General features: G+C 76.8%; 7 protein-coding genes. 6 read left to right on the top strand and 1 reads right to left on the bottom strand.

Annotated features, from left to right (window positions below; genetic code table 11):
• Positions 1-74: 74 nt before the first annotated feature.
• The 6 genes from ACFVUH_RS02025 to ACFVUH_RS02000 all read left to right on the top strand — a co-directional run bounded on the left by ACFVUH_RS02025 (position 75) and on the right by ACFVUH_RS02000 (position 14,044).
• The gene (locus tag ACFVUH_RS02025) at positions 75-929 is read left to right on the top strand and encodes a DUF4132 domain-containing protein (protein WP_387910542.1); all 855 of its coding nucleotides are present in this window, start codon (positions 75-77) and stop codon (positions 927-929) included.
• Positions 926-6,142, top strand: coding sequence for a hypothetical protein (locus ACFVUH_RS02020; protein WP_387910540.1), 5,217 nt, complete (start codon positions 926-928; stop codon positions 6,140-6,142). The genes ACFVUH_RS02025 and ACFVUH_RS02020 overlap by 4 nt, the downstream gene beginning before the upstream one ends.
• The gene (locus ACFVUH_RS02015) at positions 6,139-7,332 is read left to right on the top strand and encodes an AAA family ATPase (protein WP_387910539.1); all 1,194 of its coding nucleotides are present in this window, start codon (positions 6,139-6,141) and stop codon (positions 7,330-7,332) included. Before ACFVUH_RS02020 ends, ACFVUH_RS02015 begins: the two co-directional genes overlap by 4 nt.
• A gap of 118 nt (positions 7,333-7,450) precedes the next feature.
• Complete coding sequence (locus tag ACFVUH_RS02010; protein ID WP_387910538.1) at positions 7,451-11,293, top strand: DUF5682 family protein; 3,843 nt, start codon at positions 7,451-7,453, stop codon at positions 11,291-11,293.
• Positions 11,294-11,310: 17 nt separating this feature from the next.
• Positions 11,311-13,440 (top strand): hypothetical protein, encoded by a 2,130-nt coding sequence (locus tag ACFVUH_RS02005; protein WP_387910537.1) that lies wholly within the window; start codon positions 11,311-11,313, stop codon positions 13,438-13,440.
• 145 nt (positions 13,441-13,585) lie between these two features.
• Positions 13,586-14,044: a MarR family winged helix-turn-helix transcriptional regulator gene (locus ACFVUH_RS02000; RefSeq protein WP_387910536.1), complete on the top strand. Its 459-nt coding sequence runs from the start codon at positions 13,586-13,588 to the stop codon at positions 14,042-14,044.
• 79 nt (positions 14,045-14,123) lie between these two features.
• Here the strand turns inward: ACFVUH_RS02000 and ACFVUH_RS01995 are convergent, their stop codons facing one another.
• Positions 14,124-14,696, bottom strand: a complete 573-nt coding sequence (locus tag ACFVUH_RS01995) for an ATP/GTP-binding protein (RefSeq protein WP_355362772.1) — start codon at positions 14,694-14,696, stop codon at positions 14,124-14,126.
• Positions 14,697-14,723: the final 27 nt, after the last annotated feature.

Below are 14,723 nucleotides of genomic sequence, written 5' to 3'. Positions count from 1 at the left end.
CTCCCCGCGGGCCGCGTTGTCAGTGTGTCCCGTTACGTTCCTTCCATCACTGACCAGCTGGGAGGAGAGCGGCCGTGGCGTGGGTGGAAACGGGAACGGGCGGCTACCAAGTCGCCTTCGACGAGGAGGGCAGGGTGGTCTGCCGCAACGCGGCCGGCCGCCTGCTGAAGGCCGTCCCGCCGAAGCTGAACGACGACCCGGTGGTCGTCGGCCTCAAGCAGCTCACCGAGTGGCTGGAGGCGCACCGGCGCGGCTGCCTGGAGACCGTCGAGCGGTGGATGGTCCGCTCGCTGCCCGTGCCCGCCGCCGTGGTCACCGCCGTCTGGGCGGACGAGGCCTGGCAGGAGGTCCTGCGCGACCTGGTGGTCACCGGACCGGACGGCGCCGTCGCCGGCTTCCTGCGCGGCGCCGACGCCGAGCGCGGCCTCGGCCTGGTCGACCTCGACGGGGACACCGTCCGCCTGACCGACGGCGAACTGCGCATACCCCACCCGGTCCTGCTGGAGGACCTCGACGAGCTGCGCGAGTTCGCCGTCGAACTCGGCGTCTCCCAGCAGGTCCAGCAGCTGTACCGGGAGGTCTGGCACCGGCCCGGCGACACCGCCGGCACCGAGGTCAGCACCTACGCCGGCGGCCACTACGCCGCGCTGCGCGACCTGCTCGGCCGCTGCGCCCGGCTCGGCTACCGGGTCCGCGGCGGACACGCCGTGCTGCCCGTCGTCGAGGACGGCCTCGCCCTGGAGGCCCGGGTCTGGGTCGGCGACTACTACGAGTACGACGAGTGCGAGACGGGCGCGCTCAGCTGGACCGGCCCGGACGGCAAGGTCCTGCCGCTGGCTGAGGTCGGACCGGTCGCCTGGTCCGAGGGGATGCGGATGGCCGCCGCACTGTACGCCGGCCGCACGATCGAAGGGGAGGAAGCCGCATGAGCACCACCACCGGACCCGACCGCACCACCGGTGCGCCCGGCGGCGGCGACGCCGCCCGCCACGAGCGGCTGCTGGAGGCCGGGGCGATCCTCGCCCCCGGCGCCCTGTCCGGCGTCGGCACCCCCGACAGCCCCGCCGACGTCCTCACCGCCCGCGGCTACGCCCACCCCGCCCTGGGCGATCGCCGGATCGTGCGCCTGGTGCCCGGCGCGCTCGGCCCCGCCGAGGACGCCGCCGTCGACTTCCTCGGACTCGCCCCCGCCGCCGAGCCGGTCGAGGTCGGCCAGGTCCGCCAGGAGGCGCTCGGCTTCCCCGCCTGGGCGCTCGTCAATGACCCGGCCAACGGCCACCACGCGCTCGCCCTGGTCAAGGAGATGGAGCGGCTCGCCCGCCAGGCCAAGTCCAAGCCCGGCAACGCCAAGGACGGGTTCGACGCGCTGGCCGTGCGGCTCGGCCGCGCCGTCCCGCACTTCCTGCCCACCTACTGCGAGCAGGTCGGCCGGATCTTCCTCGAACAGGGCAACCAGAGCTACGCCAGCACCTTCTTCGGCAAGGCCCGCGAGGCCGAGCGCACCCACAACCTCGCCGTCGACGAGGAGCGGCTGCGCGCCGTCTTCCTGGAGTTCGCGCTGGCCGGCGCGCTCAGCGTCAAGGCGCTGCGCCAGTACGTCAAGGAACTGAGCGGCCGGCTCGACCCGCTGACCGCCTGGCAGCGGTTCCGCCAGCTGTGCACCGAGCGCTCCGCCGCCGGCATGGCCCCCTACGCCGGGGTCGCCGAGGACGCCCGCGCCCTGCTCAAGGCCGCCGAGCTGGACCGCGACGAGCACGAGCGGGAGCTGATCGCCGAACTGCTGGCCTCACCCGCCGTCAACCGGGCCCCCGGCGCCTTCTGGAAGGTCTGGCACGGCGCGATCGTCGCCCTCGGGCAGCGCGACGACACGGTCCGCGCCCGGCTGCTGGAGCTCATGCCCGACCCGCCCGGCAACAACGACGCCGACGTCCAGGACGCCGCCTGGCTCGCCCTGCTCGCCGAGAGCGGCGCCGAGCGGCTGCTCACCGACCCGCCCGCCGCGGCCGCGGACGGCGCCGCGGCCCCCGAGCCGGCCGCCGCCTGGCTGCAGCGCTGGACCAACCACCTCGGCCGCGGCTGGCGCGACCGGGGCCTGAACGCCGACACCCTCGGCCTGGTCGACCGCATGCTGGAGCGGCTGCGTGCCGAGGCCGTGCCGGTCGACCTCCTCACCGGGGTGCGCCGCAGCGCCACCCAGATCGAACTCCTCGACCTGCTGCTCGCGCAGGGCGTCCCGGTCGCCGACCCGGACGACGGCTACAGCTTCCTCCTCCAGCAGTGGGTCGCCTCCTCCTCGGCGGACGGCCGCACCCTGGCGGCCGTCGCCGCCGACCCCCGCTTCCGGCCCGCGCTGCGCGCCGCCGTCCCCCCGGTCTGGGACACCGTCGACAGCCGCGGCCTGGCCGCCCGGCCGGTGCTGCGCGAGCTGTTCGTCGAGTGGTCCGACGCCCGCGTCGACGAACTGGTGGCCGTCCGCGGTCTGGAGAGCGCGACGGCGGCGGTGCGCGAGCTCAGCGCCCACCGCACCGGCATCCGCGACGAGAACCCGGCCGCCGCCCGGCGTGTCGCCGACCTCGACGTGGCCGGGCTGCTCGCCGGCGCCCTGCGCGGCGGCATCCTCGACGAACTCGCCTGGCCGGCCCTGGAGGAGGCGCTCGACAAGCTCGGCGCCGAGTACGGCGAGGCCCCCGGTTACGGCGCCGGACGCGCCCACCCCAAGGGGCTGGTGCTGCAGGAGGCCTGGCCGAACCTGGTGCTCGCCCGCGGCAACCAGATCGTCGTCGCCGGACCGCAGGGCATCGTGCTCGAACACACCCTGCGCATCCCCGACAAGCTGGAGAGCCACCAGCACCCGCACTTCCGCTTCGCCGACGGCGAACTGCTGGTCGTCTGGTTCCACGACGGCAAGCAGCACGCCTACTGGTCCGGCCGGCCCGCCGAGACCTTCGTCCTCGGCGGCGAGAGCGTCGCCCGCTACTACGGCGGCAACGACGAGATCGCGATGCCGAGCCTGCCGCTGCCCGGCGGCGGCCGCACCGGCGGCCACCGCCCGCTGCACGTCGGCGACACCTTCATGTCCGACCAGGACCACGTCCTCGCCGACGGCACCGGCCACTGGACCGCCCGCTGGACCCGCGGCGGCAACGTGCTGCACGAACTCGACGCCGCCACCGGCACCCTGGGCCGCGCCTCCGAGCCGCCGCGGATCGCCGCGAGCGCCGCCGCGGGCCGCCTCGACCTCGGCCGCACCCGGCTGCTGCCGCTGCTGCCCGGCCTGGAGGCCACCCCGCTGGGCACCGACGGCACCGTGCTCGGCAGCTGGCCGCGGGTCGACACCCTCAAGGTCACCACCGGCACCGCCGACGGCACCACGCTCGTCGCCGACCAGGCCGGGCAGCAGTCGCCGACGTACCCGTCCGGCCTGCTCACCCTGCCCGGCGGCGGCCGGCCGGTCGTCCAGTCCGGCGCCGGCCACCACCTCGGCCTCGCCCTGCCCGCCGCGCACTCCGCGGCGGACGGCACCGTCGCCGCGGACCCGACCGGCTACACCGCCGACTTCGAACCCGGCCGCCCCGGCGGCCTGGACGCCGCGGGCACCCCCGTCGTGGTGCCGCTCGCCTTCTGGCACGCCCTGCGCCCGCGCGACGAGCAGGGCTCGACGGTGCTGCGCGCCGTCACCGACGAGCAGGCCGCCCGCCTCATCGACGCCGCCTGGCCGGCCGACGCCCAGCCCGTGCCCGCCGCGCAGCAGCGCTGGATCACCGTCCAGGGCGTCCGCCGCCCCGTCGTCAGCGGCGGCAAAGCCGTCGAGGAGCTCCCGCTCGACGCCATCGCACAGGTCCTGCCGGGGATCGGCCACCGGCAGCTGGTGGCCGGCGTCGCCGGCCTCGCCCGCACCGCCGCCAAGCTGCTCGACTCGATCGCCCGCTACCTGCCGCAGCCCGAGAACGACGGCCGCACCACCGGCCCCTCGAGCGCCCCCGAGTTCGCCCACCGGCCCGAGTACGGCACCGACTACGAGCTCAGCGAGGCGGTCACCCTGCTGCTGCCCGGGACCGGCGGCTTCGGCCGCTCCTGGGAGCGCAGCGCCAACTACCGCGTCCTCAACAACCTCCGCACGGTCACCGCCGTCCTCGCCGATCCCCCCGCGGCCGACGGCGACGGCTGGAGCACCCCGCACCAGCTCCAGCTGCACGGCGACGACAACCACCACGGCTGGCTGCACGTGCTCGGCAACCTCGGCGCCCTCGCCTACGCGGCCGCCGCCCCGCTCACCTCCGCCGAGCACCGTGCCTCGCTCGGCCTGCTGCTCTCCGAGTTCACCACCGGGCCGCTCGCCGACCGCGGCGCCACCCTGCGCGAGCTGCTCCTCACCGAGCCGCTCACCGATCCCAACGCCGACGAGGGCAAACACGCGCCCCGGGCCGGCCAGGTCTGGCGGCACGGTGGGCGCACCGTCGTCATCCTCGGCTGCCGCCACCACCAGGACGACAAGGTGCACTGGCTCGCCGTCGACCACGACCCGAGCGGCGCCTTCGGCCCGGTCGCCCACTTCGGTACCGCCAGGGAGCGCGGCACCGAGGACACCGTCACCGGCACGTGGCTCAGCGAGTTCACCGCTCAGCTCGCCCTGCACGGCGCCATCACCCACCGCGCCGAGCGTGCCGCCGACTTCGGCGAGCGCACCGGCATCGGCGCCGTCCGCTCCACCCTGCTGCTGAGCCCCACCAGCACCCTCTTCCAGTGGTACGGCGCGCCGCTGCCCGCCACCGCGCTCAAGGAGTACGGCCTCAAGTCCGCCGAGGCCAAGGCCGCCCGCGACTGGCTGCGCGGGCGCGAGCGGTCCGTCCTCGGCGAGGTCTGGGCGGCCCTGCTGCCCGCCGACCCGCAGGACCTCTGGACCACCGGCCCGGACAGCGCCGCCGGCGCCGCCCGCTGGACGCAGCGCCTCGGCCGGATCGTCACCCTGTCCGACGAGGACCAGGCCGCCGTCAGCGGCACCAGCATCCAGAACGTCGAAGAGGTCCTGAACCACGCGGTCACCCCGTGGCTCAGCCGCACCACCCGTCAGCGGCTGCGCGCCGAAGAGGGGGAGGCGGGCACGATCGGCCTGCTGCCCGACGACGCGGACGCCCTGCCGGGCTACAGCAACCCGTCGGAGTTCGTCGACGCCCTCGCCTGGCTCGCCTACCGGCTGCCCTGGAACAGCCCGCTGCGCGCGCTGCTCGCCCCGGCCGTCCAGGCGCTGCGCACCCGCCTGGCCGACCCCGGGCTGATGCTCGCCTTCGACCTGCGCCGCAACAGCAAGGGCGAACCGCTGGCCGCCGTCCTGCGCACCCGCTACGGCCTGCCCGCCGAGGGTGGTGCCGACGCCGACGGACTGGTGCGCTGCGGCGAGGTCGTGGTGCTGTCGCCCTCCCGCGGCGGGGCGGAGCACATCTGGTGGCGCCCGGCGGGCGTGAGCGGGCCGCAGGACCCGACGCTGGACCTGCTCGCCGGCCTGGCCGAGAGCTACTGGCTCGCCCGTCAGCGGACCGTTCTCGCCGCCCTCCTGGACGGAACCCTGGACCGCCTGGTCACCCTGCCGGACCTCCCCGGCACGGCCGACGCGGAAGGCGGTACCAAGGCCGGTACCAAGGCCGGTGCCAAGGCCGGTGTCAAGGCCGAGACCGACGCCGAGGTCGAGGTCTGGCCCCACCACCCGCTGCTCACGGTGCCGGAGCTGGTCACCGAGGTCGCCAAGACCCACGAGCTGGGGGAGGACGCCGCCGTGGTCTACCTCCAGCTGCTCGCCCTGCCCGACCCGACCGACCGCAACGTCGCCCGCTGGACGGGCTGGAAGCCGGCCCGGCTGAAGAAGGCACGCGCCGAACTCCTGGCCTCCGGGCTGGTCGTGGAGGCCAAGCGGGCCCGCGCCGGGCGCAGCCTCTTCCTCCCCTGCGGCTGGCAGGAGGCCAAGGCCCCCGGCCTGCCCGTCGAGACCTGGAAGGCAGGCCTCTACGCCCTGCCCACCCACCACGCGGCACTGCCGCAGCTGTCCGTCCCGGAGCTGTTCACCCGGGCCTGGCAGCGCGTCACCGACGGGGACGCCCCCGGCTTCGAAGAGCTCCAGACCGGCAAGCGCAGGAAGGCCCGCCGATGACCACCACCGCGACCACCACCACCACCGCGACCGCCGGTGCCGCCGGCACCGTCGGCGCTCCGCCCGGGTCCGCCGCCCGGCAGATCGTCCTGCCGGAGGAGAAGTACGCCGCCGAGCTGGACTTCCTCGCCGCGCACGACTCGGGCCCGCGCCCGCCCGGCTGGCGGCTCACCCCGCGCGCTGTGGTCACCTTCGTGATGGGCAGCGGCGGCGAGAAGCTCAAGGCCGGCCGGAAGAGCCTGGCGATCGAGCAGAAGTTCGTCGGCGAGCGGGCCCTGGTCGAACGCTGCGTCGTCACCCTCGCCGGCGAGCGCGGCCTGCTGCTCGTCGGCGAGCCCGGCACCGCGAAGTCGATGCTCTCCGAACTCCTCGCCGCGGCCGTCTGCGGCACCAGCGCGCTCACCGTCCAGGGCACCGCCGGCACCACCGAGGACCAGCTCAAGTACGGCTGGAACTACGCCCTGCTGCTCGCCAAGGGCCCCAGCCGCGACGCCCTGGTGCCCTCCCCGGTGCTCACCGCGATGACCACCGGCGCGGTCGCCCGCGTCGAGGAGGTCACCCGGTGCCTGCCCGAGGTCCAGGACGCCCTGGTCTCGCTGCTCTCCGAGCGGCGGATCGCCGTCCCCGAACTCGCCGGCACCCCCGACGGCCAGCTGCACGCCGTCCCCGGGTTCACCCTGATCGCCACCGCCAACCTGCGCGACAAGGGCGTCAGCGAGATGTCCGCCGCCCTCAAGCGACGGTTCAACTTCGAGACGGTCGGCCCGATCGGCAGCCTCGCCGCCGAGGTGGACCTGGTCCGCCGCCAATCCACCGCCGCCGTGGCCCGCGCCGGAGCCGCCTACGCGGTGGACGACGCGGTGCTGGAGGCCCTGGTCACGGCCTTCCGCGACCTGCGCACCGGCCGCTCCACCGAGGGCTGGGACGTCGAGCGTCCCTCCACCGTGATGAGCACCGCCGAGGCCGTGTCGGTGGCCACCGCCCTCGGCGTCACCGCCGCCTACCTGCCCGACGGCGGCGACCTGCTCGGCCGCCTCCCCGGCCAGCTCATCGGTGTGGTGCGCAAGGACGACCCCGCCGACGCCGCCCGGCTGCTCGGCTACTGGGACGGCCCGGTCCGCCGCCGCGCCGAACAGGGCGCCGCCACCTGGCGCACCCTGTGGGACCTGCGCTCCGCCCTGGAGCACTGAGCCCCCGGCCGGCCCGGCGCCCCCGGTGGGCGCCGGGCCGGCCGGCCCCCGTCTCCGACGCCGAACCTCCGCACCTCCGAACTTCCGAACTTCCGAACTTCCACCGAGAGGTGAACACATGAGCAGCGCGGTGCCGCCCGGCGGGGCGGGCCCCGGCCTCGACGACCCGCGCGGGACGGTCGAGGCCCAGGCCGCCCGACTGGCCGCGTCCGGCCTCGACACGCCCGGCCCCTACCTGATCGGGGTGCGCCACCACGCGCCCTCGCTCAGCGCCGTTGTGCCCGCGCTGCTCGACGCCGCCGCGCCCGAGGTGCTCCTGGTCGAGCTGCCCGCCGAGTTCCAGCCCTGGCTCGACCTGCTCGCCGACGACGCCACCAGGGCCCCGGTCGCCCTCGCCGCCGCGCCCGCCGCCGACCGCTCGGACGAGCGCGCCGACGGCATCGGTGCCGAGGCCGGCCCCGGTCTCGCCTTCTACCCGTTCGCCGACTTCTCGCCCGAACTCGCCGCCCTGCGCTGGGCCCGCCGCCACGGCGTCGAGACCATCGCCTGCGACCTGCCGCTCGCCGTCCGCGACCGCAGCACCGGACGCGAGCGCACCGGCCCCGAGACCCGCCCCGATGCCCGCCCCGGTGTCGCCGACGCGCTGCGCCACCGCCTCACCGGCCGCGACGACGACGAGGACCTCTGGGACCGCCTCGTCGAGACCGCCGCCCCCGGCTCCACGCCGGAGGCCGTCCGGCGCGCCGCGCTGCTGGTCGGCTGGGCGCTGCGCCGCGATGCCGAGGACGGCCCCGGCGTCGACCCGTACGACCTGCGGCGCGAGGCCTGGATGCGCGAGCGCATCCGGGAGGCGGGCGCGGGCGGGCGCCGGGTCGCCGCTGTCATCGGCGCCTTCCACGCCCCCGCGCTCACCCAGCACGCGCCCGCCGCGCCCGCCGCGCCCGCCGCGCCCGCCGCGCCCGCCGCGCCTGCCGCGCCCGCCGAGCCCGCCGAGCCCGCCGACGGGTCGGCCCCGGACGCCCGTCACGTGGTCTCCCTCATCCCGTACACCTACCCCCTCCTCGACGCCCGCTCCGGCTACCCCGCCGGCATCCGCGACCCCGAGTGGCAGCACACGGTGCTCGACGCCGCCGGCGATCCGGACCGGCTCGCCGAGGCGCTCGTCCGCACCGCCGTGCGCATCTGCGAGGCCCTGCGCGCCCAGGACCACCCCTCCGGCCCGGCCGACGCCCGCGAGATCGTCCGGCTCGCCGGCGACCTCGCCCGGCTGCGCGCCCTCGCGGCCCCCGGGCGCGGCGAACTCGTCGAGGCGGTGCAGACCGTCCTCGCCCAGGGCGAGCCCCTCGGACGCGGCCGGGCGGTGGCCCGCGCCCTGGAGAAGGTCCTGGTCGGCACCCGCACCGGCGAGCCCACCCCGGCTGCCCCGCGCAGCGGCCTCGGCCCCGCCGTCGAGCGGCTGCTCGCCGACCTCGGCCTCCCGGGTCCCGGAGACACCGCAGAGCCGGTGCCGCGCGAACTCCGCCTCGATCCGCTCCGCTCACCGCTCGACCGACGCCGCGAACTCCTGCTCAACCGCCTCACCGCCTGCGGCGTCCCCTACGCCGAACCCGTAGAGACCACCGGCGCGGGCGGCACCGAGACCCTCACCACCCGCTGGCGCGTCCGCTGGACCCCGGCCGTCGCCGCCATGCTGACCGTGGCCGGCACCCGGGGCGTCACCCCGGCCCAGGCGGCCGAGGGAGCCCTGCGGGAACGGCTGCGCCGCGAACAGCAGGCGGACGGTCCCACCGCCCGGGAGGTGCTCCGCGGCCTCGCCGACGCCGCCGCCTGCGGCCTCCCCGCCCTCACCGACACCCGTCTCACCCAGCTCACCGCCGTCCTCCCGGCGAGTGGCACCCTCCCCGACCTGCTCGACGGGCTCGCCCTCCTCGACCGCCTCACCGCCACCCACCAGCCCTCGGCGCCCGCCGACCCGGCCTCCTCCACTGCGGCCCCGGGGGCGCCGGCCACGACGTCGCCCGCCGGTGGTCCGGCGGTCGCCGCGCCGCAGGGCGGGGCGTCCGCCGCTGCCGATCCGGTTCTCGGCGCGCTCGCGGCGGCGGCCGAGGTCGTGACGGTGGCGGCGGTGCGGCAGCTGGAGGGGCTCGGCGGATCGGACGACGCGGACGACGCCCGGGCGCTGGTGGAGCTGGCGCGGCGGGCGGACTTCTCCGGAGGCATCCGGCTCCGCCACGTGCTGACCGAACTCGCCGACGGCGGAAGCCCGTTGGTGCGCGGCGCGGCCGGGGCGGTGCGGGTGCTGCTCCGGCAGGAGGAGCCGGCGGTGTTCGGCGACCGGGCCGCCTCCTGGGTGGACGGCGCCACCGGCCCCGACGCCCGGCACGCTCTCGGACGCTCCCTCGTCGGACTGCTGACGGCCGCCGAAGGACTGTTCTCGACCGCCCCCGGCGTGCTCGAACCGGTGCTGGAGAGGGTGGTCACGCTCTCCGACAGCGCCTTCCTGGACCGCCTGCCGGCGCTGCGCGGCGGGTTCGACACGCTGAGCCCGGCCGCCCGCGACCGGCTGCTGCAGCTGGTCGAGGAACGTCTGGGCACCCGCCTGGAGACGCTTCCCGAGGAGGTGCCGCCCGCGCTGCTCGCCGACTGGTCCCGCGCCGACCTGGCCGCCCGCGCCGCGCTCGCCCGCCGTGGGCTGCTCCCGGCCCTCCTCCCGGCGCCCACCGCCGAGGTCCCGGACCCCGCCCCTGCTCCCGCTCCCGCTCCCGCCCCCGCCCGCACCGGGACGGACACCCGGACCCACGCCCTGAGCCCGGCCGAGCGCTGGCGGCTGCTGCTCGGCCGACCGGGCAGCGGCGGCCTCGGCGGCCGGGCCGCCCGCCTGGCGACCGCGCTCGACGAGCTCTACGGCACCGGACAGGGCGAGGGCTCCGGCCCCGGTCTGGAGGGCCGGGGCGGTGCGGGCGGCAACCGGGGCGGGCGCGAGGCGCCGTACCCGGGTGTGCGCGAGTGGTCCGAGGAGCTGACCGCCCTGTTCGGGCCGGGCCTGCGGGAGGAGGTGCTGGCGGCGGCCGTCGCCCAGGGCCGGGGCGACGCCCTGGAGGCGATCGACCCGGGCGCCGTCCGCCCGTCGGTCGACCTGCTGCGCACCGTTCTGGAGCACGCGGGCGGCCTGTCCGAGGCCCGGTTGGCGGGGCTGCGTCCGCTGGTCCGGCGCCTGGTCGACGAGTTGAGCCGGGAGCTGGCGACCAGGCTGCGCCCGGCGCTCACCGGGATCAGCGTGCCGCGCCCGAGCCGCCGCCCGGGCGGCGGCCTGGACCTGCACCGGACCATCCGGGCCAACCTCGCCACCGCCCGCCCGGCCGACCCCGTCGGCAGTCCGTCCGGCGGCCCGTCCGGCGGCGAACCAGGCGGCATGATGATCGTTCCGGAGCGTCCGGTCTTCCGGACCAGGGCCCGTCAGGCGTCCGACTGGCGGCTGATCCTGGTGGTGGACGTCTCCGGCTCGATGGAGGCGTCGACGGTCTGGGCGGCGCTGACGGCGTCGATCCTGGCCGGGGTGCCCTCGCTGAGCACGCACTTCGTCGCCTTCTCCACCGAGGTGGTCGACCTGACCGACCGGGTGGCGGACCCGCTGGGCCTGCTCCTGGAGGTCCGGATCGGCGGCGGCACGGACATCGCGGGGGGCCTGCGGTACGCGCGGAGCCTGGTGACCGTGCCGTCCCGCACGCTGATCGCGGTGGTCAGCGACTTCGAGGAGGGCGGCCCGGTCGGCGGGCTGCTCGCGCAGACCCGGGCGCTGGTCGGTTCCGGCTGCCACCTGCTGGGCTGCGCGGCCCTGGACGACACCGGGACGGCCCGGTACTCGAAGGCGGTCGCGGGCCAGCTGGTCGCGGCCGGGATGCCGGTGGCGGCACTCAGCCCGCTCGAACTGGCCCGCTGGGTGGGGGAGAAGGTCCGATGACGGAGGTGGCAGGGGCAGTGACGGGAACAGGGACCGGGACGGGGCCGGGCGGGCAGTGGCCGGCGGTCCGGCCCGAGGTGGTCGCCGAGGTGGTGGCCGGGCTGTCGGCGCGGCTGCAGAAGCGGCTGGACGGCGCCGCGGCCAAGCTGGCCGAGCGACCGGTGGAGCGCACCGGCGAGGACTGGCGGATCGCCGTCGACGAGGAGGCGGTGCTCGTCCTGCACGCACCGGGCGGGGTCGTCGCCGACCAGGCGGACGTGCGCTGCGGCTGCCTGCTGGCGCCCGCCTGCGTGCACCGGGCCGCGGCGGTCACGGTCTGCCCGCTCGCCGACGACGAACCGCCGGCCGACGCGGACACCGCACCGGACGAGGCCCCGACCGTCCCGTCCCCGGCTGCGGACTCCCCGTCGGACCCGGCGGACCCGTCGGACCCGTCGGCTCCGTCCGGGCCCGCCCGCCCGGCCGAGGACCTGCCCGCCGGAGCCGGGCCCACCGAAGCCCGGTCCAGTGAGGCCGAGCCCACCGAGGCCCTCACCGCCGTCGAACTGGCCGCCGTTGATCACCTCTACCGGGTGGGCTCCGCGGTGGTGGCGGCGGGCGTGGGCGGCGCGGGCGCGGTGCTGCAGGCGGAACTGCTGCGCGCGGCCCACCGTGCCCGGCTGGCCGGCCTGTACCGGCCGGCCGCCGCCGCGGTGGCGGTGGTCACCAGGATCCGCGCGGCCCGCTCGGGCGAGCCGGACCACCGGCTCGCCGATCTGGTGGCCGGTCTGCGTGAACTCCTCGGCCTCAGCACGGCACTGGCCCTGGCCGCCACCCCGCGACCGGGCGGGCCGGGCGGGCCGGGCGGGCCGGGCGTCGCGGAGCTGCGCGGCACGGCCCGCCAGGCCTATGCGCCGGCGGGCGGCCTGCGGCTGTACGGGCTGTTCGCCGAGCCGGTGCTGACGGCCACCCACGCCGGTGTGCTCACCTGGGCCGTGGACGCGGGCGGCGGGCTGCACACGATGGCGGAGGTGATGCCGCACACCGACGCCACGGCGGCGGCGCCGCAGGCGGTCGGGGCCGGGAACCGGACGGTGCGGTTGGGGGACGCGATGCTCAGCCACCGCGAGTTCACCCGGGCCGGGCTGGCCGTCCAGGGGGCGACCAGGTCGGCGGCGGGACGGCTCGGGGCGGGCGCCTCGGTCCGGGCGGTCCGCGCGGCGGGCGCGGCCTGGACGGCGGAGCCTCTCGCGGGGCTCTGGGCCGAGCCCCCGGCCGCCCAGGTGGCGCGGGCGCTTGCGGCGGGGGCGGTGCCGCCGGAGACTCGGCCGGCCGGGAGCGAGTTGCTGTTCCTGGACGTGACGTTGCTCGGTGCGGTGCCGTACGGGCCGGGCGGGGAGCCGCGGCTGCTGGCGGAGAGCGACGGGGTGGTGCTGGCGCTGCGTGCCGCGCACGACCACCCGGGGCTGGCGTACCGGGGCAATCTCGCGCTGCTCGCCACTGCTCCGGGCTTGCGGCTGCGGGTGATCGGCCGGCTGGAGCGCGCGGCCCGTCCCGAACTGCGGCTGCTGGCCATCGGCCTGCCGCCCACGGGCCCCTCCACGACGGGCCCCTCCACGACGGTCGGATCCACGACGGCCGCCGACGGCGACGCCGCTACCGCGCACCCGGGGGAGCCCTCCCTCGCGCTGCCCGCCGACCGCTCGGGTCGGGTCAACCTGGGGCTGGAGCGGCTCCAGACGGCGGACCTCACCCTCCCGCCCGCCGGCCCGACCGGTCCTTCGGCACCTGCGGCGTCCGGCGCACCCGCCGGCGGCGAGGCCCCGACGACCCCGGTGCACCTGCTCACCCGCCGGGTGGGCCAGGCGGTGACCGGCGGCCGTGCCGCGCTGGCGCTCGGGTCCCGGGCGGCCGACGGTGACCGGGCCCGGCTGCGGTCGGCCGGACTGGCCACCGGTGCGGCGCTGCTGGACGGGCTGCTCGCCTCGGCGGTCGACCAGTCGCGCGACGTCTTCGGCCGGGTGGTCGCGGACGACCACGGCGCTTTCGCGGCCGCGTGGCTGGCGGCGGCCTGGTACGAGGAGGAACTGGCCTCGGCGCTCTGCGCGACCGTCTGGTCCGGGCCCCAGGACGGGGTTTCGCCGGAGGCGACCACGCATCGGCCATGAGGAGAACTATTTGCACAAGCAGGTAAGCCGCGCCGACTGGCATAATTGAGTCCGGGGGAGCGCGTTCCACCGGAACCGCACCCCTCCCGACCGGAGCACGACCCGAGCACAACCTGAGCAGAATCCGAGCAGAGAGGGGCGAGCCATGGGAATCCAGGACGACGCCGCCGAGATCCGCGCCGGCGGCTGGCGGACGCTCGCCGCACTGCACGGGCTGATCGACTCGGCGCTGGAGAAGGCGCTGCAGGCGGAGCACCGGCTCTCGGTGGTCGAGTACACGGTGCTGGAGGCGCTGTCGCGACAGGACGGCTGGCACATGCGGATGCAGCAGCTGGCCCGCGCGGCCGCGCTGAGCAGCAGCGCGACCACCCGGCTGGTGAGCCGGCTGGAGGAGCGCGGCCTGCTGAGCCGCTACCTCTGCGCGGACGACCGGCGCGGCATCTACACCGAGCTGACCCCGCAGGGACGCGAACTGCTCGCCGCGGCCCGGCCGTTGCACGACGCGACCCTGGAGGCGACGCTCACCGAGGCCGCCGACCTCCCCGAACTGGCGCCGCTGGTCCGGGCCCTGTACGAACTGGAGCCGGCCCCGGCCAAGGCCTGACCGCCTCACCCGGGCGCTCCCGAGCGTGTCGCCCGACCGCCTCACCCGGGCGCGTCGCCGCGCCGGCGGCGCGCCGTTCTCACCCGTGCGCCGCCAGCGCGTCCCGGTGGACCCGGTCGAGGAGGGCGAGCAGCAGTTCCTTGCTGGAGGCGCGCTCCCGGACGTCGCACAGCACCACGGGCACGCCCGGGTCGAGGTCCAGCGCGCGGCGGACGTCCTCGGGGGCGCAGTCGCGGCGCCCGTAGAAGCAGTTGACGCCGACGGCGAAGGGGATGCCGCGCTGCTCGAAGAAGTCGACGGCGGCGAAGCTGGACTCCAGCCGCCGGGTGTCGGCCAGCACGATGGCGCCGAGCGCGCCGAGCGCCAGGTCGTCCCACATGAACCAGAAGCGGAACTGGCCGGGCGTGCCGAACAGGTAGAGCACCAGGTCCTCGCGGACGGTGATCCGCCCGAAGTCCATCGCCACGGTGGTCGTCGACTTGTCCTGGACGCCGTCGAGGCTGTCGATCCCGATGCTGGCGCGGGTCATCCGCTCCTCGGTCTGCAGCGGCTCGATCTCGCTGACCGAACCGACCATGGTGGTCTTGCCGACGCCGAAGCCGCCGGCGACGAGGATCTTGACCGCGCCCGGCACCAGGCTCTGGGTCGTCACGTCGGGTCTCCTGAAGGGGGGAACGGG

Origin of the sequence: Kitasatospora sp. NPDC058032, assembly GCF_042885845.1 — a bacterium.
Taxonomy (GTDB): Bacteria; Actinomycetota; Actinomycetes; order Streptomycetales; family Streptomycetaceae; genus Kitasatospora.
Note: the sequence above shows the minus strand (reverse complement) of the source record. Positions and strands in the feature narration are given on the sequence as shown.